Annotated in this window: 20 protein-coding genes and 1 pseudogene; 6 read left to right on the top strand and 15 right to left on the bottom strand. The window is 59.4% G+C overall.

All coding sequences use genetic code 11. From position 1 onward, the window contains the following. The 4 genes from mdtN to ACSOSP_RS02880 form a co-directional block, all read right to left on the bottom strand. A complete protein-coding gene (mdtN, locus tag ACSOSP_RS02895; protein ID WP_455309461.1) occupies window positions 1–1,059 on the bottom strand; it encodes a multidrug transporter subunit MdtN in 1,059 nt (352 codons plus the stop codon). An 18-nt stretch (window positions 1,060–1,077) separates the two neighbouring features. Further along, window positions 1,078–1,317 (bottom strand): YtcA family lipoprotein, encoded by a 240-nt coding sequence (locus ACSOSP_RS02890; protein ID WP_031359667.1) that lies wholly within the window; start codon window positions 1,315–1,317, stop codon window positions 1,078–1,080. A gap of 169 nt (window positions 1,318–1,486) precedes the next feature. Beyond that, on the bottom strand, window positions 1,487–1,852 hold the full coding sequence (locus tag ACSOSP_RS02885; RefSeq protein ID WP_455309460.1) for a response regulator: 366 nt from the start codon (window positions 1,850–1,852) through the stop codon (window positions 1,487–1,489). A 45-nt stretch (window positions 1,853–1,897) separates the two neighbouring features. Next, the gene (locus ACSOSP_RS02880) at window positions 1,898–2,536 is read right to left on the bottom strand and encodes a response regulator transcription factor (protein WP_455309458.1); all 639 of its coding nucleotides are present in this window, start codon (window positions 2,534–2,536) and stop codon (window positions 1,898–1,900) included. Window positions 2,537–3,061: 525 nt separating this feature from the next. Between ACSOSP_RS02880 and ACSOSP_RS02875 the strand changes: the two genes are divergently transcribed. The 5 genes and pseudogenes from ACSOSP_RS02875 (at window position 3,062) to ACSOSP_RS02855 (ending at window position 11,200) form a co-directional block, all read left to right on the top strand. Then, window positions 3,062–6,856, top strand: coding sequence for a PAS domain-containing protein (locus ACSOSP_RS02875; RefSeq protein WP_455309457.1), 3,795 nt, complete (start codon window positions 3,062–3,064; stop codon window positions 6,854–6,856). A 294-nt stretch (window positions 6,857–7,150) separates the two neighbouring features. Then, window positions 7,151–7,543, top strand: coding sequence for a DUF3331 domain-containing protein (locus ACSOSP_RS02870; RefSeq protein ID WP_455309456.1), 393 nt, complete (start codon window positions 7,151–7,153; stop codon window positions 7,541–7,543). A gap of 264 nt (window positions 7,544–7,807) precedes the next feature. Then, window positions 7,808–8,680 carry a 4-hydroxy-tetrahydrodipicolinate synthase gene (dapA, locus tag ACSOSP_RS02865; protein WP_455309455.1) on the top strand — a complete coding sequence of 291 codons (873 nt, stop codon included), beginning with the start codon at window positions 7,808–7,810 and terminating at the stop codon, window positions 8,678–8,680. Window positions 8,681–8,810: 130 nt separating this feature from the next. Next, window positions 8,811–9,976, top strand: a pseudogene (locus ACSOSP_RS02860) (porin). A 483-nt stretch (window positions 9,977–10,459) separates the two neighbouring features. Beyond that, window positions 10,460–11,200: an SDR family NAD(P)-dependent oxidoreductase gene (locus ACSOSP_RS02855; RefSeq protein WP_455309454.1), complete on the top strand. Its 741-nt coding sequence runs from the start codon at window positions 10,460–10,462 to the stop codon at window positions 11,198–11,200. A 123-nt stretch (window positions 11,201–11,323) separates the two neighbouring features. Here the strand turns inward: ACSOSP_RS02855 and ACSOSP_RS02850 are convergent, their stop codons facing one another. The 4 genes from ACSOSP_RS02850 to ACSOSP_RS02835 form a co-directional block, all read right to left on the bottom strand. Next, the gene (locus tag ACSOSP_RS02850; protein ID WP_455309453.1) at window positions 11,324–12,160 is read right to left on the bottom strand and encodes an aldo/keto reductase; all 837 of its coding nucleotides are present in this window, start codon (window positions 12,158–12,160) and stop codon (window positions 11,324–11,326) included. Between the two features lie 59 nt (window positions 12,161–12,219). Continuing rightward, window positions 12,220–13,071: a pirin family protein gene (locus ACSOSP_RS02845; RefSeq protein ID WP_455309452.1), complete on the bottom strand. Its 852-nt coding sequence runs from the start codon at window positions 13,069–13,071 to the stop codon at window positions 12,220–12,222. An 84-nt stretch (window positions 13,072–13,155) separates the two neighbouring features. Next, window positions 13,156–13,578 (bottom strand): DoxX family protein, encoded by a 423-nt coding sequence (locus ACSOSP_RS02840; protein WP_455309451.1) that lies wholly within the window; start codon window positions 13,576–13,578, stop codon window positions 13,156–13,158. A 48-nt stretch (window positions 13,579–13,626) separates the two neighbouring features. Then, window positions 13,627–14,325 (bottom strand): pirin family protein, encoded by a 699-nt coding sequence (locus tag ACSOSP_RS02835; protein WP_455309449.1) that lies wholly within the window; start codon window positions 14,323–14,325, stop codon window positions 13,627–13,629. A 188-nt stretch (window positions 14,326–14,513) separates the two neighbouring features. Here ACSOSP_RS02835 and ACSOSP_RS02830 point away from each other — a divergent pair, with 188 nt between their 5' ends. Then, window positions 14,514–15,431, top strand: coding sequence for a LysR substrate-binding domain-containing protein (locus tag ACSOSP_RS02830; RefSeq protein ID WP_455309448.1), 918 nt, complete (start codon window positions 14,514–14,516; stop codon window positions 15,429–15,431). 92 nt (window positions 15,432–15,523) lie between these two features. Here ACSOSP_RS02830 and wrbA read toward each other — a convergent pair whose 3' ends face one another. The 7 genes from wrbA to ACSOSP_RS02795 form a co-directional block, all read right to left on the bottom strand. Next, window positions 15,524–16,123 carry an NAD(P)H:quinone oxidoreductase gene (gene wrbA / locus ACSOSP_RS02825; protein ID WP_455309446.1) on the bottom strand — a complete coding sequence of 200 codons (600 nt, stop codon included), beginning with the start codon at window positions 16,121–16,123 and terminating at the stop codon, window positions 15,524–15,526. A 179-nt stretch (window positions 16,124–16,302) separates the two neighbouring features. Continuing rightward, window positions 16,303–17,070, bottom strand: a complete 768-nt coding sequence (locus tag ACSOSP_RS02820) for a glucose 1-dehydrogenase (RefSeq protein WP_455309444.1) — start codon at window positions 17,068–17,070, stop codon at window positions 16,303–16,305. Between the two features lie 20 nt (window positions 17,071–17,090). After that, the gene (locus ACSOSP_RS02815) at window positions 17,091–17,471 is read right to left on the bottom strand and encodes a nuclear transport factor 2 family protein (RefSeq protein ID WP_455309442.1); all 381 of its coding nucleotides are present in this window, start codon (window positions 17,469–17,471) and stop codon (window positions 17,091–17,093) included. Window positions 17,472–17,519: 48 nt separating this feature from the next. Beyond that, window positions 17,520–18,890 (bottom strand): MFS transporter, encoded by a 1,371-nt coding sequence (locus ACSOSP_RS02810; protein ID WP_455309441.1) that lies wholly within the window; start codon window positions 18,888–18,890, stop codon window positions 17,520–17,522. A gap of 153 nt (window positions 18,891–19,043) precedes the next feature. Continuing rightward, window positions 19,044–20,153, bottom strand: coding sequence for a Gfo/Idh/MocA family protein (locus ACSOSP_RS02805; RefSeq protein WP_455309440.1), 1,110 nt, complete (start codon window positions 20,151–20,153; stop codon window positions 19,044–19,046). Between the two features lie 46 nt (window positions 20,154–20,199). Beyond that, complete coding sequence (locus ACSOSP_RS02800; protein WP_455309439.1) at window positions 20,200–20,709, bottom strand: nuclear transport factor 2 family protein; 510 nt, start codon at window positions 20,707–20,709, stop codon at window positions 20,200–20,202. A 158-nt stretch (window positions 20,710–20,867) separates the two neighbouring features. Beyond that, window positions 20,868–21,911: a homogentisate 1,2-dioxygenase gene (locus ACSOSP_RS02795; RefSeq protein WP_455309438.1), complete on the bottom strand. Its 1,044-nt coding sequence runs from the start codon at window positions 21,909–21,911 to the stop codon at window positions 20,868–20,870. Window positions 21,912–22,095: the final 184 nt, after the last annotated feature.

The following is a 22,095-nucleotide window of genomic DNA, read 5'->3' as shown; positions in this document are numbered from 1 at the left end:
TCAATGCCGCTCGCCATCATTGCCGCGTCCGGGGTACAGCACGGCCACCGCCGATGTGCCGACGCGGAACAGCTCCGGATTCGGATTATCGACCCGGATCTTCACCGGGAAGCGCTGCGATACATGGACCCAGTTGAGCGTGCGTTGAATGCGCGGCAACCCTCCGGGCAATGCAAGGCCGCCTTCATCGGGCGCGACGCCGAAGCTGATCGAATCGACGGCGGCCTGGAAACGCTGGCCTGTATCGCTCATCAGGTACACCGTGGCGGGCGTGCCCGTGCGGACACCCTCGAGTTCCGTCTCGCGAAAGTTCGCGACCACGTACCAGTGCCGCGTGTCGATCAGCGTGAAGACGGGTTTCAACGCCGACGCGAACTGCCCCGTCGATGTTTTCAACGACACGATGCGGCCATCGAACGGAGCGCGCACGGTCGCATATTCGAGGTTCAGCTCGGCGGTCGCGATCTCCGCAATGACGACAGCGCGTTGGGCGACCAGCGCATCGACGCCGCTCACCGCCGCTGCCGCCTGCTGCGCCTGCAGTTGCGCGGCGTTGAATTCCGCCTGTGTGGCGCGTTGTGCGGTGCGCGCACGGTCGACATCATCCGCCGCCACATAACCGTGCGACAAAAGTGGCTCCATGCGATGCAGCGTATCGGACGCCTGGCTGGCTGCAGCTCGCGCGCGCTCGACGGCCGCACGCACCGACTCCGCGTTGTATTGCTGTGCATTGACCGAGCGCTGGGTCAGTTCGATCTGGCGATCGAGCGCGACGAGGGACGCCTTGCCTCGCGCCAGCGCATCCTGATACGGACGCGGATCGATACGAAACAGCAGATCGCCCTGCTTCACCGCCTGATTGTCGCGCACGGGCAGTTCCACGATGCGCCCGCTGACCTCGGGCACGACATCGATCGTATCCGCATAGACGTAGGCGTCATCGGTGCGAGGCGTGCGGTCCCACAGCCGGATGACGAAGACGAGCAGCACCAGCGTCACCAGGACCAGGACAATGGCCGGCCATGTTCTCTTCGATGTCTTGCCGGCTGTCGTCGCCATTCATTTACCTGTAGAGATTCAATGTTGGAACAGCACTAACCACACAGCGAGTGACAGCAAAGCGACCAGCGTGGGATACACCACGGCCGAAGGTCTCATCAAATGGTCGGCTTGCAAACGCTTGACGATCAGATAGATGACGACCGTGAGCACAACGCCCGCGATGATACAGAACAGCCAGTCCGGAAAGTACGCGCCGAGCACGCCAATGGAAGGCGAATTCGTGCACCCTGACACGAGACCCGTGGCGGCCATCATGGCGATGGCTATCTCGACTGCACGCTGCGGCCATCTCTTTGGCCATCTGCCTCTTGCGAGGGGGAATTGTCGTTTCAAAGTCGTCCCTGCGGTTGGAATCAATGTCACACCTTGCAGCTACCCCGATGCATTTATAACGCCGGCTTACTTACTTTAAACATTGACCCATTCAGGCGATGCTATCCAGCAGGTCCAGCAACGCGTCTCCGTCGACAGGCTTTCGGAAGAAGCCTAATGCGCCTTTCTGCAGATAGTAGTCTTCCGTATGTTCGCTCGGCTTGCCCGTGATAATGATGACAGGCGTGGCTGCGTCCGAATGAACCGTTCTGTCGAGCACCTGGATGCCGTCAATGGGGCGCATGCCCAGGTCAGTGATAATACATACCAGACCCTTGTCGCCGTCGGAAAAAAAATCCTGTGCAGATTCGTAGGCCCGTGTTTCGTAACCGCCCGAGGCCAACAGGTTCGCCAGAGACGTCAGAACGCGTCGATCATCATCAATCACGGCAACCGTTCGCGCCGCAGGCGTGGGCATTTTTTTCCCCGGGTCATCAAGTCCAACACAGAAATAGCGCGGGCGTCATGCATCGAACGTGGTCGTCACCGATGTTTCGAGCTGCAATTTGCTCGCCAGCCTGACCAGCGTGGCAAATGAATCGGCTTGCATTTTTCTCATGATGTGGCCGCGATGTACCTGCACCGTGTATTCGGTGATGCCCAGTACCGACGCAGCCTGCTTGTTGAGCAGGCCGCTTGCAAGTAACGGCAACAGCTCCTGCTCACGAGGCGTCAGCGATTGATAAAGCGCCAGGAGCGCCGCTGTATCCTCCGCTTCCTTGCGAAGAACGTGCGCGCGTGCGAGGGCCGAGTCAATTGCACGCATCAACACACCTTCATCGAGGGGCTTGGTGAGGAAGTCAACAGCCCCGCCCTTCATGGCAAGGACTGTGGATGGCACATCTCCCCTTCCGGTAATGAAAATGACGGGAATCTGCGAGTCCGTGCTGACAAGCTTCTGGACCTCGAGCCCACTCATGCCCGGCATTCTCAAATCCAGGATCAGACACGCAACGACATCCTGACGCGGCGTGTCCAGAAATTCCGCGCCCGAGTTGAATGCGCGGACGTCTCTTCCGTTTGCGCGCAACAGCGCAGAGAGTGCTTCCTGCACCCGTCTGTCGTCGTCGACCACATACACCAGTCCGCTTGGCCGTTCCATGCACCTCTCCATTGCTGGTGAAAGCCCTCGTCCACGACAATCTCGCTGAATGTCCTTCTCAAGCGCTCGCGCAGACAAAAAATTATAGCCGCCGGAATCGTCACCTGGAACCACCGGCGGCCGTGTTTTGCATTACATGATCATGTAATGGCACACCCGGATATGGCGGCGTAAGTTCAGATTTTCTCCTCGTCGGCCTGAGAGTGGTTCCCTTTTCGGTATCCCCCGAACGGGTGATATTGCTATCAAACCGACCTTGTTACAGTCAACGCGGATTGCAAACGAACGGGCAGTCCGGCGGCAGTGTGCTCCTTGATAGTTCGACACGCTTCTTCAAAACTGCGTCTGCGAAAAGGCTTCAATTTCCCCGGGACGCAGGTAGCTGCCCGCAATGGTATGGCCTGTCTCCATTGCTCCTGTATTCGATTTGTGCCAGCGCGGTGTGTGCCGGCAAACCTCGCAAGTACGACACAAAATAACCGTCGACACTCCTCGCCCGATTGACACGCAAGGGAAACGTTGCGCTTGAAAATCCCGCCATTCGCGGGCGAATGCCGAGTACCAGTAGCCAATGCGCCGACGACCTCCGAAATTGCCATGCTTACTGTGTTGATACCACGCTCGCCTCGGGTTGCCGCCCTCGGCGTTGCCATAGCCGGCGTGTCAAGTGTGGCAGGAGCGGCAGGGTTACTCGAACCTGTTACGGGTTGCCTCAGCTTCGTTCTGGTTGTCCTGTTCTCGCACTTTCTCGGCCGCAACTTCGGGCGTCTCGCCGCGGGTTTCACCTCGCTTGGAATCGCCGGAACACTGTTCGCTTCGAGTTTCGTTTTCAGTCACCCTCGTGCAGCCCCTGACGCCATCATTCGCTGCGCCATCGCGATCGCCGCGGCATGGCTTTGTGCCGAGCTGGTGTCCCGGCCGTCCCGGCAGCGAGGCTCGACGGTCAGATTAAAGGATGACCCCTTTGAGTTGCCGATCGACCAGCTCAGCCCGAATATCTGGTCCCGGACCGGAGAGGGCGAACTTGAATATGTGAGTCAATCAATCCTGGATTATTCGGGCCAAACGTTTGAAGCGCTGCGCTGGCCTAATACGCTCACGCATCCGGACGACGCAGGGGTCCTGGCGCAAGCATTCGAACGCGCAAAAGAAACGGGAGACGCCCAGGAATTCCAGTGCCGCTACAGGTCAAGGGCCGGGACCTACGAATGGTTTGCAGCAGTGCTTCATACGCAACGTGACCGGAACAATGAAGTCTCGCACGTGTACGGCATGCACTGGAACATCCACAAACAAAAAACAGATGAAGAGCAACTCCGCGAACGGAACCAGGCGCTTCAAAGCGTCAGCAATCTTTTCCCCGGCCATGCATGGACTGCACTGCCCAATGGCTCCATCGAATACCTCAGTCCCAGCCTGTGCGAATACACGGGCATAAAAGAAGTAGATCGCTACGACATATTTCGAGCTGCAATCCACCCGGATGACCATCAGGCAAACGACCGATATTGGGACGCTGTCGTGTCCGGAAACGACCAGGGAGAGCTCGAGTTTCGACTCAGGCGCTCGGACGGCATCTACCGATGGTTCCTCTGCCGCGTCAAGGCCATAAGAAACGACAGTGGCCGGCTGCTGCGATGGGTCGTCGTGAGCTGGGACATACACGACCGGAAGACTGCAGAATTTCTTCTTCGAACCGAAGAGCAAACCTATCGGCGCATTGTGGACAGCGTGCCCGCATGCATATGTGTTGGCGATCCCGCCGGCGAGCTTCTCTACGTGAATAGAGTCGGTGTCGCCGCGCTGGGAAGACCAGTGGATGCACTACTCGGCGACCGATGGATGGCCTGTATCCACCCCGATGACGTGCAGGCCGCACGGCAACAGTGGAAAGCGTGCATTGCCGCGCGCAAACCGGTCGACATTGCCGTGAGGATGCTGCAGCACGATGGCGTATACCGCTGGCAACATCTTCTGGCCGAGCCATCGCGCTGCTCAAAAGGGGATGTCATCAACTGGTATCTCATTGGAATCGAAATTGAAGAAACCATCAGGGCTCAGCAGGCGTTAGCGGCGAGCGAGCGAGAAGCCAGGGAGCTTCTCGACCGATTGCCGGGCCGCTTCGCTACACGGACCGCGGACGATTTCGACTTCGTCAACCGGCAGATTCTTGAGGAAGCCGGAACGACGCTCGACGGCATGCAGAATCTCGGCTTTTTGCGCTTCATTCACCCCGATGACCGCGACAGAGTGCAGGCGGGTTATCTGCGCTCTGTCCGGGAAAAGAGCGCATACGATACGACCTACCGATGGGCCGACCGTGACAGCGATTATCGATGGCGTCACTCACGCTCCGTTCCCTATTTCAACGAGGACGGAAGTGTCTACAAGTGGTATGCGGTGAACATGGACATCGATGATCTTTACAGGTCCGAGGAGGTCGTCCGTGAACGTGAAGTTCAACTGAATTGGCTGGCGGAGACGCTTCCCAGTTTGCTCTGGCGTATGGACTCCCGTGGGCGCCTTGAATATGTGAACAAGCGCACCGAAGACTACACCGGACTACGGCTCGAGGAGCTGACAGCGAGCGGATGGCTTCACCTCGTGCACCCGGACGACTCCGCGTCCACCACTATAGCCTGGCAAGATTCACTCGACAGCGGGAGACCTTACGACCGGGTTCATCGGCTGCGCGCGTCCGACAACACGTATCGCTGGTTTCAATGTAAAGGGACGTCCACGCGGGATGCTCACGGCGATATTGTGAATTGGTACGGTCTTTCAACGGATATCCACGAGCGGCAGTTAGCCCAGGAGGCCCTTCGCACGGAAGAGCTTAATCTCCGAAGACTGGTGGACGCATTGCCCGCGATGATCTGGAGGGCCACACCGCAAGGCGATGTCGACAGATGGAATCCGCAAATGCTGAAGTTCATGGGAAAGAGCGGAGAAGAATTCGACAAGGAAATGTTACTTCGCCTCATCCCGGAAGCTGATCGCCCGCGTGTGCGTTCGCGCTGGATGCGAGCTGTCCAGGAAGGGGTGTCCTACCAGGACACGTACCGGGTTACCGGCGCCGATGGGAAACCGCACTGGTATCTCGCTCGCGGTGAACCGTTTCGCGACGAAAGCGGGCAGATCCTGCACTGGTACTGCGTATGCACGGACATCAACGATCTGAAGCAAACGCAAGCGGTACTGGAGCAGCGGGAGTATCAGCTGCGCGAGCTTATAGAGACCATCCCGGGCATGCTCTGGTGCAATGACCCGCAAGGGCGGCTCACCTACATCAATCGGAAAACCTCCGAATTTGTCGGCTTGGATATGTCGCAACTCGCGGACCTCGGTTATCAGAAGACTTTCCATCCTGACGACCTGGACAGCGTGGGTCGAGCGTGGGCCCATTCGATCGAGACTGGCGAACCGTACTGCCACGTTGCCCGGCTTCGTCGCAGGGACGGGGTTTATCGTTGGTACCAGCACACCGCTGAAGCACTGAGAGACTCCGATGGCAACATTGTCCAATGGTACGGACTCAGCCTTGATATTGACGAGCCGAAGCGTGCAGAGGACCGGCTCAGACAGACTCAGGCCGAACTCGCCCGGGCAACCCAGATTGCCACGGTTGCAGAACTCTCTGCGTCCATCGCACATGAACTCAACCAGCCTCTCACGTCCGTTATTGCCAATGCACAGGCTTGCAAACGGTGGCTCGCAGCATCCCCGCCCAACTTGATGGAGGCCAGGGCTTCGGTCGAAAGCGTGGTTCGGGATGCCCGTTCCGCTGACGAGACAATGCAGAGCATCCGTGCACTGTTCAAGCGGCAAACATTCCAGAAGAGGGAATGGAATGTGAAGGACATGGTGCTCGAATCAGTACGACTGCTACGGGAAGACGAAACCAAACGTACCGCCGACATCGAGTTCGACTTGCCCGATGGCCTGCCTCCGGTGTTCGTCGACCAGATACAGATTCAGCAGGTCCTTCTCAACCTTGTTTCGAACGGGCTCGAGGCCACGGAAAACTCGGGACGCACATCCAAGATTCGCATTACCGCAAGGCCCCTTGACGACTGGTCGGTGCTGCTCGAGGTGATCGATAACGGTTCGGGCATTGTTGGTGGCGACAGCATATTCGACGCATTCGTCACGACCAAGAGCAAGGGAATGGGCATCGGGCTTGCGGTGTCGCGCTCCATCATCGAAGCTCATGAGGGCCGCCTTACCGCCTCCAATAATGAAGGCCATGGAGCAACCTTCAGCGTCGTCCTGCCAGTCCTGCACGTCCAGGTTTCCCAACAGGAGGTGGCCGCCAAGTAATTGGCCCATGCGACTTTGTCCGGTCGGCCGGCCACCGCCTGCTGGCCGTTGCGGGCCTGTCGTCCTGGCGCCTGGCCTCGCCGATTCCAGATTCATGTAATTGCCGTACTTTGCCCTGCTACCTACCATCAATGACATGGCATGACGAACCGTTCGATTCGAATACTACGGCCTGGTGATTGCATCCGGTCTGTAGTGCCCGGTGGCATCGTGCCTGCGATGTTCATGCGCGAGACCGCACGGGTGCGTGAACGCGTGAGGCTATGAAGCTTTGAGGCTGAGAGGAATCACATCATGCAAGCTCCCTTTGAAGCAGACAGAACGTGGCTGTCGACGATCGCCCTCCTCTCAGGCGAAGGCGAAGTATGCCGGCCCACTGCGTCCAGTCAGGTCCGCCCGACATACGGCGAAGTCCACTTTCGGAAATGCGCCATCCGGGTTCTGGAGCGCAAGGGACAGACCTCGGTAACGGTTGCATGGAGCGACGCGACCTCCTGCTGCTACGGTGAACAGTTATGGCGGCGCTGTATCGCGAGGAAAGCCGGGATTTGCGCCCTGAGTGGCCAGGCCATCGCTACAGGCGATATCGTCTTTCGACCCAGGCTTGTCAAACCTGCACCACGAAACATTGAAGCGATGATTCTGGCCACCATCATGGCGGATATCCCTGCGGAGGAACGCGCCTGACGGCCCGAATCCATCGGTTCGTCAACGAGGCTACTCCGCAATCTATACGCACGAAATGCGTTTTTTAACAGGACATTTACGCTCGATCCGATAGGCTTCGTTTGATCCAATTGAATGGAATTCGAAGCGAATCATCATGAAGATCGAAGATGTCTCAACGAGCATTCACGCGGGCCACGCATCGCGCCCGGCAGCAGTTTCAAACGCTGTGAATCACCTGAATCCTTCGCGTGCAGCCGGTCGCCGCGCGCAGCGGAGTTGAGCATGGTGTCAGGAATATGGTTGCCTATCGTCACGCCGTTCAAGGACGGACAAGTCGACGTCGATGCACTCCAGCGCCTGGCCGAGCGTTATCTGAGCCAGGAGATCAGCGGTTTCGTCGCGCTAGGAACGACAGGCGAAGCGGCGCTGCTCGATCACAGCGAACGGCTTAAGGTCCTGCGATCCTTGTTCGAGGTGATCGGGACACGCCTGACGGTGGTAGTGGGTGTCGGTGGTATCAATACACGCGACATGGTGCAGGAAATCCGCGAACTGGATCGCTGGGATATCGGCGGATACCTGGTCTCGGCGCCGGCCTACATCTGCCCCGATCAGAACGGCATTCGCTGGCACTTCGAGCAGGTGGCGAGCGTCACCGAGCGGCCCATCATTTTGTACGACGTGCCGCATCGCACCGGCGTTTGCATCGAGACGAGCACCGTCGAGCGTCTCGTCGAACGCGCCAATATTGTCGCCATCAAGGCGTGCGTGCCGGCGACTTTCCAAAAGCTCTGCCAACTGCCGATCAGCGTACTGTGCGGCAACGACGATGCCTATGTCGACTGCCTGATCGCAGGCGGCTCGGGTGGCATCCTGACGAGCGCCCATCTTTTCGCCGATATTCTTGCCGAGATCCACGAACGGGTTTTATCGGCGAGAACGGAAGACGCCGTTGCGTTTTTCGAGGCGCTCAAGCCGGTGATCAAGCTCCTGTTCGCCGCGCCCAATCCTGCCGGCGTAAAGGCGGCACTGGCGATAGACAGCGTGATCAGAAGCGAGACGCGCTTACCCGTCATGGAAGCGTCGGTCACGCTCAAGGAGCAGCTCCGGATTGCGCTGGACGCCTGCTCCCGGCAGATCGCCGTCATGGCCTGAACACGGCCTATCCCCTTTCCCACGTATCCGATGTCTGTTTGCGCGGGGTCGACACTTCGACCCCGCGGCAAGCGGTTTCAAAGCGCGCTCAGCGCCGTAACACCATGGAGTTGTGAATATGAATAAATCCTTGAACACGTCTTTCCTGGCAGCCGCCCTATCCGCAGGCTGTGTTGTCTCAGCGCATGCTCAAAGCAGTGTGACGCTGTATGGGGTAATCGATGCCGGCCTTATATACACGAACAACCAGGGCGGCCACAGCGCCTGGCAGGAAACGAGTGCGGCAACCGAAAACACCGTCTTCGGACTCAAAGGCGCAGAAGACCTGGGCGGCGGCCTGCAAGCTGTATTCAAGCTCGAGAACGGTTTCAACCTGAACAACGGTACGCAGTTCAACAGCGGCGACGCCTTCGGTGAACAAGCGTACGTGGGCCTGCAAAGCAGTCAGTTTGGCACCGTGCTGCTCGGGCGGCAGTTCGATTCGGTGAATGACTATCTCGGCCCGTTATCGGCGGCTGGCAGCGGTTATGGCGGCAATCTTTCCGCGCATCCGTTCAACAACGATAATCTCGCGGCTGACTCGTTGAGCCTGAACAACACGGTGAAGTACGTGAGCACGTCCTATGCGGGCGTCACGTTCGGCGGTGCGTATTCGTTCAGCAACAACGCGAACAGTTTCTCGAACAATCGTGCCTACGGTTTTGGCGCGACCTATGCGCACGGTCCGTTCAACGTGGCAGCAGCCTATCTGCAGATGAACAATGCGGGCGGAGGTGTGTTGGGCACACCAATCCCAATGGCGCGGTGTCACTAGCCGATGGCAGCGCGGATTTCGTCGCAGCGCGTCAGCGTATCTGGGGCGTGGGCGGCAACTATGTGTTTGGCCCGGCGACTGTCGGTTTGTTGTGGACGCATTCGCAGATCGACAATATGGCTAGCGTGTTTGCCGGCAGTGCAGGAAATGTCGCGTTGAATGGTGGCTTGCGGTTGAACAACTACGAGGTCAATGCGCGTTATGCATTGACCTCCGCGTTGAGCCTGGCAGGCGCCTACACCTTCACCGACGGCGCCTATAGCACGGGGGGCACGTCGTCATCGCCGAGGTGGCATGAAGTGACGCTGCAGACGGATTACTCGCTCAGCAAGCGCACGGACTTGTATGCGGAAGGTGTCTATCAGCACGTCAGTGGCGGTGCCGACGGCTCGGCGCTTAACAACGCCACCATCAACACGCTTTCGCCTTCGTCGACCAACAGTCAGGTCGCCATCACTGTCGGCGTCAAACACGCGTTCTAAGACTGCGTAGTGTCGAAGGAGCACTGTGCATCGGGGCAAGTGCGAATACCCCGATGCACAGTGCTTTGTGTTGTCTTTCCCGCCATCCCGCCCGCGTTATCTGGAAGCTGCCTCAGCTTCGTCTTCATGCCTGAAAGGCATGGCCCCCTGCTTACAAAGTCTTTGCGGCAAGCTCCGCGCAAACCTATAGTCACTACATCAACAAGGCGGTCGATAGCGAGCCTGCCCGATGTGGAGCGTTAAGTTAAGCGCTACGTTCAATCGCGCTTGAGATACGTAGGGCCTGACGAGTTTGTGCCGCCCGCAGACGTCGACGGAATAGATCGGGTCTGGCTTGACGATATGCAGAGATTCCTGGCTCCCCGCGGCTTTCCTTCATATCGGAATATTAGCGATCCTGATTAATTGACGTTCACTAACCAATGATTCATCAACTAAATCGGTGACGCATTGATTCACTCACCGAAAATTCAAGGAAATCACATGTCCAAGTTGACCCAGAAAGTGGCGCTCGTTACCGGTGGTTCGCGGGGGATCGGCGCAGCAATCGCGAAACGTTTGGCCGCGGACGGAGCGAGCGTGGCTATTACATACGCGAAGGACGCCAGCGCGGCCTCAGGCGTGGTCAAAGAGATTGAACTGAATGGCGGAAAGGCGATTGCGATCCAGGCGGACGCTGCCGACGTCAAAGCCGTCGAAGCCGCGGTCGAAAAAACCGTCGCGACATTCGGCCGGCTGGATGTGCTGGTGAACAATGCCGGCACGGCCATTCCGAAAACATTCGAAGACACGACGCTGGAGGAGATGGATCGAGTGATCGACATCAACATCCGCGGCGTATTTGCCACGACGAAGGCTGCGCTGAAGCACCTGGGTGATGGCGGCCGCATCATCATGATCGGTTCGGCGGTGGGCGAGCGTGCCATTGCGCCCGGGCTGGTGCCCTACGCAGCCACGAAGGCAGCGGTCAGAATGTTCACTCAGGCGCTCTCCAGAGAGGTAGGAGGCCGGGGCATCACGGTCAACAATGTCCAGCCTGGTCCGATTGATACAGACCTGAACCCCGCCTCCGGCGATTGGGCGGTGCCGCAGAAGGCCGCCACGGCGCTCGACCGGTACGGGCGCGTTGAGGAGATCGCCGCCATGGTGGCGTTCATTGCCGGCCCGGAGTCCTCGTACATAACCGGAACGAACCTTACCGTGGATGGCGGAATGAATGCCTGAGCCTACGGACATACTCGGCTTGCGGACCTGAAGGAAGAGGCGTCCGGGCGGACGCGACGGAGAGTCGATGAACTAACGGAATCGGCTCTCCACTGGTCACCACTAGCCACCGGGCACTCGTAGTCAAACACTCGTGCTGTCCCACTGCGGGGCGAGTCCGGGCGGATCGACAATGCGGCTATCCTCCGTCGCCAATGAGTGTATTGCCGCCATGTCCGCACCATCCAGTTCAAAGTCGAATACCGCCAGGTTCTGCGCCAGTCGATCGATCCGGGTGGTTCTCGAAAGCGCCACAACGCCGCGCTGTTGAACAAGCCACCGCAAGACGATCTGGGCGATGGTTTTGTCATAACGGGCCGCGATCTCCTTGAGCGTCGGATCCGAGAAAACGCGGCCAATCGCCATGCCGCAATATCCTGTCACGGTAAGCCCCGCCTGTAGCGTGCTCTCGATGAGCCGGGACTGGTTCAGATACGGATGGTATTCGAACTGATTCGTCACGAGAGGAGCAGCAGAGAGGCCGATAGATTCCGTCATCAGCGCGCGGTTGAAATTGCTGACGCCAATGTGCTTTACCTTGCCGGCGCGTACGACCGCATTGAGTCCCGCGATCTGCTCGGCCAGCGGCACGTCCGAACCAGGCCAGTGCAGCAAGAGCAGATCGATATAGTCGGTCTTGAGCTTTCGGAGGCTCTCATTGACCGATGCTTCGAACAACCGCTCCGAGTAGTTGCTGACCCAGACTTTGGTCGTCAGAAAAATTTCGCTTCTTGGAATGCCGGACGCGGCCACGCACTCGCCTATTTCGCCCTCGTTACGATAGATTTGCGCGGTGTCGATATGACGAAAGCCGGCGCCAAGGGCCGCGGGAATCAATCGATAGACGTCGGCGGCACTCATTCCATAAGTGCCGAAGCCGATGGCCGGAATGGCCGCGTTACCAGCATGTACGTTTTGCATGAGGTGTTCCCGGTAGAGTATTCGCGTATTCGCGTCCTGCCGATATCGCTTTTGGCGGATTACCCGATGCGGCCACGGTGACGCAGTTGCGTCCCGATCTCGCCGATTTTGGCCTCCCCCACGCGCAACGCCTCTGATGAGGTATGAACCGAGTAATAGCCAAGCACGAGATCGTGCGGATGCGGGACCGCGGAGCCCAGGACGAACTCCGAATCTTCGTCGGCGGTGAATGTCAAGACGCCCTCGGATTCGCCCAACACGACGAGCTCACCCGAGACCGGTTCATCAGCAATGTGTAGCGCGCCACGTTGAACACTTAGCCAGGCGACGTCGTAGCCGGCCGGCAGCGTGTACTGCCACTGTTCTCCAGCAGAAAGCTGCACGAGCAGGTAGTTGATGCCACGCGGTGCGGGTATCGGGCTTTCGGCGTCTCCATACCGACCCAGGATCACGCGGGCCGGCCCGATGCGAGGCACTTCGCTCGCAGATAAATACTGGCTATAAGGCTCGCCCAGTTCGAGCTCGGGGGGCAACGCGACCCACAACTGATAGCCGCGCACGGGTCCGTTGCCTCTGGCACGGCCGTCATGCCACACGCCCCTGCCCGCATTCATCCACTCGACGCCGCCGGCCGGCATGATCCCTGATGCGCCTGTCGTGTCTTCGTAGTCGACTTCACCTTCCAGCAGCACGGTCGTCGTGGCGAGCCCGGAATGAGGATGCATGGAGAAGCGCATTTCGGGTCCCATCGAGCTATCGAAATAGTCGAGAAAGACGAAGGGTTTCAGCAACTCTCCAAGGTCGGACGGGCTGACCAGCCGATTGACAGGACCGTGTTGCCGCCCAGTGGTTCGCGTGACTATGGCGTCGCCGCGAAGCGATGAATCGGACGTATGTGAAATAGTTTGCATAGCTGACAATGCTCCATCTTCTTCAGAGAACGAGGCGATTTCACTCGGATCAGGCAAGCGAAACACCTCGACGGATTCGTCTGATCAGCCCGCGTTCAGAGGCGTAGCACGCAAGACGATCCGGCCCGAGCGCGCGTCCAGGCTGAACGCGCCGGCGCCGAACCAGGTGATTTGCAGGAGACCACCGGCCATCATCACGTTCTTGAGGAAGTGAATCATCTGGTTTTGATCCGCGAAGTTGTGGTGAAAGAACAGCGCAGTGACCACACAGAACACCGCCATCGCCAGCGACACAAAGCGAGCCCGGTAGCCCGACAACAGCAGCAGTCCACCGCCCAGCTCGATCAGCACGGACACAAGAAACGCGAGTGGCGGCACGGGCAGACCCATTGCCGCGATATAGCCAACGGTCGCACTGTACGCTGCGAGTTTGCCCAGTCCGCTCATGACAAACGGCCCACCGATCAAGATACGACCTAACAGCGGAAGAAATTTAAAACGTTCCATGACAATCTCCTGACATAAATTTGCGGAGGTGGATAACGAAAAAGGGAATCAGCCGGCGTCCACCATCACCAGCTCGGAATCTTCAAGAGCGGAAATCTGCGCTGCAGCGACCTTCGTGATCGCCACGCCATCCAGCGGCCCGACGGGCTCGCCGTTCACTTCGATGCGTCCCGAGGCCACGACCAGATAGGCACGGCGCGCCGGACTCAACTCGTGTCGAACGCTTTCACCTGCCTTCAGCATCGCGCCAAGCACACGCGCATCGGCGCGAACAGGCAGCGCACCTTCGTCCTCGGCAAACCCGCTGGCAAGGACTACGAATCGTCCTGAGCGGTCCCCTTTGGGGAAAGGCTTGGTGCCCCACGCGGGTTTGCCACCGGCTTCACGAGGTAAAAGCCAGATCTGGTAGAGCTTGAGCGGCGCCTCGCCCCGGTTGAACTCGGTATGACGTATGCCCGTGCCGGCGCTCATGACCTGCACGTCACCCGCGTGGATGGTTCCCTCGGATCCCAGGGTGTCCCGATGCCCGAGCAGGCCCTGGCGCACATAGGTGATGATCTCCATGTCGCGGTGCCCGTGCATGGGGAAACCGCTGCCACTGGCGATCTCGTCGTCGTTCCAGACGATCAGGGGACCTAGCGCAGCGTGCGCGGGGTTTCCATCGGCGCTGACCACGAAATGGTGTTTCGCACGCAGCCAGCCGAGATCCGCCCTGTCCAATGATTCCCAACGCCTGTGTGTGAGCATGTCCGTCTCCGTTTCCCGTTCCCCGCTTTTCGCAAATGCGACGCTTCTCACTTGTGCCGGCCACCGAACTCGATGCTGGTACAAGCGCTGAGACGAATGCTATATTCGCAATGAACCGGCGTATAGATACTGAACTGGAACGCATCGTTGCTGCTGATAGAACGATAAGAACGAGTCAAAGGCTGCCTATGAACGCAATCACTGACCTCAATGATCTTCGGCTCTTCTCGGAGGTGGTCGAGCATGGAAGCTACACGGCGGCCGCGCGCAGCCTCGGACTGCAGACGTCGAAACTCAGCCGGCGCATTCGCGCTCTGGAAGAAGAACTGGGCGTGCGCCTGCTCAATCGCACCAGCAGAAGCCTGTCTTTGACGGAAACCGGGCGGCAGTTCCACCAGCATTGCCTCGCGCTGGTGGCGGAGGCCAAGGCTGCCAAGGATATCGTGGACCGCACGCGCTCAAAGCCGCAGGGCACCGTTCGCATCGCCTGCGCCGTGGCCTTGCTGGAGTCCGGCATCTCCACGATGATCGCGCGGTACATACAAGAGAACCCCGATGTCCAGGTCCTGCTGGATGCAACCAATCGCCGCGTGGATGTGGTCGAGGAAGGCCTGGACTTTGCGATCCGGGTCAGACTTCCGCCACTGGAGAACACCGATCTTGCCGTGCGCCAGTTGGGCTTGTCGGTCCGCATTCTGGTTGCCAGTCCCGCATTGGCCGCGCGCCATGTTGTGCCCAGTTCGATCGAATCGGTGAAGGAATGGCCCACGCTTTCCATGGCCAGCAACAGCGAGCGATTTGTCTGGGACCTCGTCGATACTGAAGGACGTGTGACGTCGTGGGCACACCAACCGCGTCTCGCGACCGACGACCTCGCCAGCCTTCGGGTTGCGGCGCTATCTGGCGTCGGCGTGGCAATGCTGCCCAGGGAACTCGTTGAGGCCGATATCCAGGCCGGCCGCCTGCAGCATCTGCTGCCAGGTCTGGCCAGCACGCCGGGTCTCGTCCATGCGATCTTCCCCACGCGCCGAGGCATGGTTCCGGCTGTGCGTCACCTGCTCGATGCGCTCGTTGCAGGATTCGAGGATCTGAACCGGCAGCGCTAGAACGGCGGCCGGTATGGTGATGCCGATGTCGGCCAGGCGGCATCCGCCTGGCCGATTCGTTCGCGCGTCGACAGTGCGAATCTGGCTGACGATCAGCCAAACAGCTTGTTTGCCGTCCGGGCGACCAGTTCGCCCTGGAAGCGGGCGCCGTCGAGATCGATTGCGCTCGGCTGGCGCTGACCTTGTGTACCGGCGATCGTCGTAGCGCCGTACGGAGAACCGCCGACCACTTCGTCCAAGGTCATCTGCCCCGCGAAACTGTACGGCAGGCCGACAATGACCATGCCGAAGTGCAGAAGGTTGGTGATCACCGAGAACAACGTCACTTCTTGTCCGCCATGCTGGGTCCCGGTCGAAGTGAAGGCGCCGCCCACTTTGCCGACCAGCGCGCCCTTCATCCACAAGCCGCCGCCCTGATCCAGGAATGAAGCCGTCTGCGACGCGATGCGCCCGAACCGGGTCGGCGTGCCGACAATGATGGCGTCGTAATCGGCGAGTTCGGCGATCGCGGCGACCGGCGCCTTCTGGTCCAGCTTGAAGTGAGCGGCCTCGGCGACCTCTTTTGGCGCTGTTTCCGGGATTCGCTTGATATCGACGGTGGCACCCGTGGAGCGCGCGCCCTCGGCGACGGCTTCCGCCATCGTTTCGATATGGCCATACGAGGAATAGTACAGAACCAGAACTTTGGACATTCTCGACCTCCTTCCTATATCTGCGGTGGTACCGCGGGGGGAAATTAGCCAGTCTTGTGGTAACTGGCTGACCAGCCCGCATTAACGGGCCGGACATGATCGTGTTGCCTTGGCCTGTCAATTTACATGTAAATCCATGTCCGCTATTCCGTAGGCGTCAAAAAAAACCTCCAGACTTGTCATGTAGCGAGAAAGCCGCCGTCCACGGCCAGTTCAGCGCCCGTCACGAAGGACGACTTATCCGACAGGAGCCACACCGCAGCGGCAGCGATTTCCTCGGGTGAGCCGATACGCCCGACCGGGTGAGATGCCCGGAGCTTCTCGAGCAAGTCCGCAAATTGCGGATCCGACGTAAGCGCATGGACCATCGGCGTATCCACCGCGCCGGGGAGAATGGCGTTGACGCGGATATGCTGGCGGCCATAGTCGAGCGCCGCGCCTTTGGTCAATCCCAATACCCCGCCCTTCGACCCGCAGTAGTCGGCCGAAAGTGGCACCGCCACCCGGCCAAGCGTGGACGATGTGTTGACGATGGCGCCCCCGCCGCTTTGCAGCATCGCGCGTATCTCGTGTTTCATGCAGAAGAATACGCCGTCATAGTTGACGCTTTGAATACGGCGCCATTGCGTAGCGCTCAGGTCGTGCAGCAAGACGTTCGTCTGGGCGAGGCCGGCGTTGTTGAACGCGCCGTCGAGCCGTCCGAATTTGTCTACCGCTGCCGCCACGAGCGCTTCGACTTGTGCTTCATCGGCAACATTGGTCGCCACGAAGATCGCCTCGCCGTCCTGCTGTTGAATCGCCGATACGGTGTCCTCCCCCAGCGCCACGGCGATGTCCGCTACCACCACGCGCGCTCCTGCTGCAGCGCACGCAATGGCCGCCGCCCGCCCGATACCTGAACCACCGCCCGTGACGATGATCGTCTTGCCTTCAAGAACCCGGTCCATGCGTCTATGCCTCTCCGCAATCAATGCGCGAACAGCGGCGCAACGTCGATGTAGATACGGTAGTCGTCGATTTGCTTATTGCGCATCCGCCAGATCGTCACGGCCGGCACGGTCAGTGTCGATCCGTCCTTGCGCGTGTAGGTCACTTCGAGCCGCGAGACAATGACATCGTCGAACGCCCAGACATCAAGCAGTTGGTGCTTGATGCCGGCGATCAACGCCAGGAAGTTCTTCGACGACTCGGCGATATTTTCGCGTCCGACGACGGGCTCGCTATTGGCATAAACAAACGTGCAGTTTTCCGTCAAGAAGCGCGCCAAGCGCCGCTCGTCCTTCGAATCGACTGCTTCGTACACTTCCGATGCGTAGTCGAATGCTGCTGTGGGCGCCTCGGTGAACATGTCGAGTTTCCTCCTCGAATGGTGATTGATTGCAACGTTGAAGAGGCCCTAGCGGCCGGTCAATGACTCGGCGATCAGGTTTGCGTCGGGCGCAGAGTTCAAGACCCGCGGCGGTGCGATCTGCTTGACGAGCAAAGCGATGCACGATATCCCTCCGGCAACGGCGATCGTCGCAAAGACACCGACGAACGTGACATGCCAGCGTACGAGTTCAGCCACGAGAAACGAGCCTGCAATACCGCCAAAGCGGCCCATGCCGAGCATCCAGGCGACACCGGTGCCGCGCCCTTCAGTCGGATAAAACCCCGCCGCAAGCGCATTCATCGAGGCCTGTGCGGTGTTCATCAGCACACCGGACACGAGTACGATCGGCACGAGCAAGGCTACGTTTCCCGCGCTCGCTCCAATACAAAAGAGGCTGATCGCGGCGAGCGCGTAGCACGCGGCAATCACGAGATTTGCATTGAAGCGATCCATCAGCGCGCCGCACAGCACCGCGCCCACACCACCAAGCGGGAACAGCGCGGAGATCAGCGTCGCGCTCTTCAGGCTCAGGCCTGCATCCTTCAGCAGAATCGGCATCCAGTTGAATAACGCGTAGATAATCAGGAGTCCAATGAAGGCTGCGAGCCACAACATCAATGTACCGACGATGTATGAACGCGACAGCACGAGGCCGAGGCCGTTGCCGCCCGTTGCCGGCGCGCTCTCGGTCAGTACGAAGCCGCCGGCATTGATTGCTTCATCGGAGATGCGCGCCAGAACCGCGCGAATGCGCTCCACGGGTTTGCCGTTGGACACCATGAAGCGTACCGATTCCGGCATCCTGAGCAACAGCAGGAGACCGTGAAGTATCGGCGTGACGCCGCCCAGCATCAGGACACTTCGCCAGCCGGCATGGGGAACCAGCCATGCCGCAAGCAATCCGCCCAGCGCCGCGCCGAGCGGGAATCCGCAGCACATGAGGCTCGTCACGGTGGCCCGGCGCCGGGTCGAGCAAAACTCGTCCATCATCGTCACCGCGTTAGCCATTGCTGCACCGAGGCCGATGCCCGTCATGAAGCGCAGCACGGTCAGTTGACCGATGCTCGTTGAGAACGCGGACACGACGCAGGCAACACCGAAGAGGAACACGGACCCGATCATCAGGGAGCGCCGTCCGACGCGGTCGGACAAAGGCCCGGACACGAGCGCACCAAACGCGAGGCCAAACAGCGCGGCACTCAGGACGGGCGCGAGATCGGGCTTTGCCAGATGCCACTCGGTCAGTAACGACGGCGCGATGAAACCGATTGCCGCGGTGTCGAAACCATCGAGCAGGACAATCACGAAGCACATGAAGAAAATGAGTCGTTGAAAGCGGCCGAACGGGTGCTCATTGATGAACCCCTGGACGTCAACGAGCGAAGCCCGTTTCATCGTTTGTCTCCTCACTCTGGTCCCATGCGAGATGGTTTCAGTCTATTTTGAAATTTCATCGTTGCTGAGAATTTCATAGTTATCCGAACCGATTCAGCGCGTGGCAAGCATATCTACTGGAAGCCGTCGCCAAAGAACCGCCCGCCCAGCCGGTCAGCCGAGTTGCACCCGTCGACCTGTCTGATCGGACCGCTCAATCGCGGATAGAACCTTGTGAAGCTCGAGCGCGTCATCGAAGTTGGGAGCCGCGTGAGTTCCGAGACGCAGATCGTCAGCCATCATCCGGTATATTCCTGCTACGTTTCGGGCCGCTGCAGCATCCTCAAGACCGAAGTAGTACGATTTCGGTATCTCAAGCTCGGCGTAGCCGTCCTGGCCTTTGCGACCCGCTTCCACACGCAGCGGCGAGATGTTCACCACAGGAGCCTGTTCGATCGCGGCGGTGATGCGCAGGTCACCCTCGGTTCCATTGATCTCCCATAGCAACTTTATTCCGCGCGGCAAACCGCCCCGAATCTGCAAAGACAGAGGCGCGCCGGACTGAAGCACTGCGTTCATCATCACGTGATCGGGCGTCTTCAAGGGGATGCTCTCCTCCGTGCCAACAATGCTCACTGTTTGCCGGCGCTGCGACAATACGGCGCCAATCTCGCGGATAGGCCCCAGTACGCTTTGCACCGCCGCAATGGCATGCCCTCCGATAACTGACAGCAGCGTCGCGCCGTTCTTGGAGTCCATGGCATAAGCGTCACCGCGTGGCACCTGTTCGCCCCAGCTTACCCCGGCACTGATGTATGTCGATGACAGCACGTCTCCGATGTACCCGTCAGCCACGAGCTTGCGAACGAATTGCACTTCGGGCGACGCAATCGCCTGAGTTCCAATGACCGCCAGCGCCTTCGTTTCATTCGCGAGGCCAGCGAGCTCGGTGGCTTCGGCAAGCCCATTTCCAAGCGGCCATTCGCAGTAGACATTTTTCCCAGCCGCAAGCGCCGCCGCGACCACGTCCTTATGGTAGGGGACCTTTACCGTTACAACCACGGCATCAATGTCCGGAGAGGCGACGAGTTCCGCGACGCTCCCAAAGGCGTGTGGAATGTCAAAAGCGGCGGCAGCAGCCTGCGCACTCGCCAGGCTGGTGTTTGCCACGCCCGCGATTTCAAATACATCCGACAGGGCGCGCAGTGCTGGAATATGGGCTGTAGTAGCCCAACCACGCTCGGCGCTCAGCCCGACAATGCCCACACGAAAACGTTTTTCCATTGCTTCCTCAGAACCAAAAAGTGACTTCGTTACGACCGTAAGGACTTCAGACGAACCCGTATTTGTACGACGGATCATCCTTATCACGCCGGCCGACGTTGGAGTTCTCGAGTAGCGGCAAGTCGGCGGGGACGGGGTCCGACCGCTGAGAATCGAGCACCACGACCCGATCGGCGATACGCCACTCACCGTTTCGCCGCTCCATCCGGTCGACGTAGCGGATGTTCACGACCCAGTCCATGGCGGGCTTGTCGCCCTCAGGCTTCGTTCTGTGGAATGCCTGCGCGTAGTGCTCCGCGTACGCCACATCCCCATGAACCACCACGTACTGGTTGCCGGTAAAGTGCTGTGTGCATTCAAGGGTCGGCAACAATTGCGCGGCCCAATCAATGAACCCTTCCACTCCGCCGTTATAAGCCCCGTGACGATCGATCGCATCCGGGTGATAACACGAGCGCACGAGATCCCAGTCCATGCGGTCGATACCCCGGCAGTAGCGGATATGAACGCGCTTGATCTCTGCCTCGTCGAGAAACTGTTGAAGTCTCGATTCCAAGGTTGTCTCCAATGTCGACCAGATTTGACGTGTCGACCAGAGTTGGCGCTTTAGCGCCTTACTCTGGTCCCATAGCGTTTGCTCTGGTCCCATGCAAAGCGGGAAGATACTTGCGTATGTTTTGCGAACGGTGATGCGGACCTGCCCAAACGCCAGCGTTACTTGCCCGCGCTCGGATGCGGTCCGTATTCGCCTGTCTCCATCAACTGCGAGGCCGCAATCGCCTTGGGCGTCCAGCGAAGCGTCGCGCGCGTTTCCAGCAACCACGCCTGATAGGTCTCGGGAACATTCTCGGCAGGCCCGTGGTGAATGACGCCCTTCGGCACCCAGGTCAGCGTGCCAGGCTCCGAGCACCCTCCCCAGACACCAGGTCCTCGCACATAACAGATCACCTCATCGAAGTCCGCGTTGATATGAACCGGGGGGCGGCTCGACACTCGTGAACTCAGGTTGAACATCAGCGCGTCCCCCGTACCGGACGATAGAAACGGACTTGGAGGCCCGCCTTCGGGCAAATAGGTGAGAACCTGAATCTTGTTCAGATTCAGCTTCCACACGGGAACCGACTCCGACAGTTGCAGACCAAGAGACAGCGGGTCATGCGGCATGGTGAACACCGTGTTCTCGCCGTCGGAAGCCTTCAATATCAGTTTCGTCGGTCCGCCGGCGGGAATCTCCGGATCGACCCTGGCCTGCTTCAGGTCACGCGCGACGTTGAGCATTCCTGTCGGCGCCGGAGGCGAGAGTTTCAAAGCCGACGGGCTTTCGACAATGATGCTGCGCATGGCGTCGCCGGTCGGTGCGTATCGGTACGCTATCGCCCGCGGGATACAAACGAAGTCACCTTCCTCAGCCGTTAGAGAACCCACGTCAGTTTCGAATTTGACACTGCCCGACTGGATGAAATGAATTTCGTCCGCTTCGACATTTCGGACCACATAAGGCATTGGCTCGCGCCGACCGGACACAAGCAACTTGACGCCCTGTTTGGAGGTAGCCACCGTTGTGGGAAGAGCTTGCGCATCGTCGTGATCGTCAGGGATCAATCGATCAAGCACGGCTCGCCGTGGCGCGTGCGGACCCTCCACGGAAAGGTAGTCCGGCCCGTATGTCGAGCGCGTTACGACAGAAATCGCGCCCATGAATCCGTCCCGGGTCCACAGTTGCACGGGAGGCGCGCCGTCATTTGTCTGATCACTCATTTGTCAATCTCCTTCAATCGTCAACCACACACAAGAGGCTTGCCTCCCCGGAGCGTGTGCACGTTCACTCATGCCAAGCTGGAGGCGCCGCTCACCCGCTGCCTGCAAACGAGTCTCGTCAACCCTGCGATCTATCTTATGCAAAAGCCGGACGAATAACCGGGTGTGCAAGTGGCGGCGCCCC

The sequence above is a fragment of the Caballeronia sp. KNU42 genome (assembly GCF_053760385.1).
Note: the sequence above shows the minus strand (reverse complement) of the source record. Positions and strands in the feature narration are given on the sequence as shown.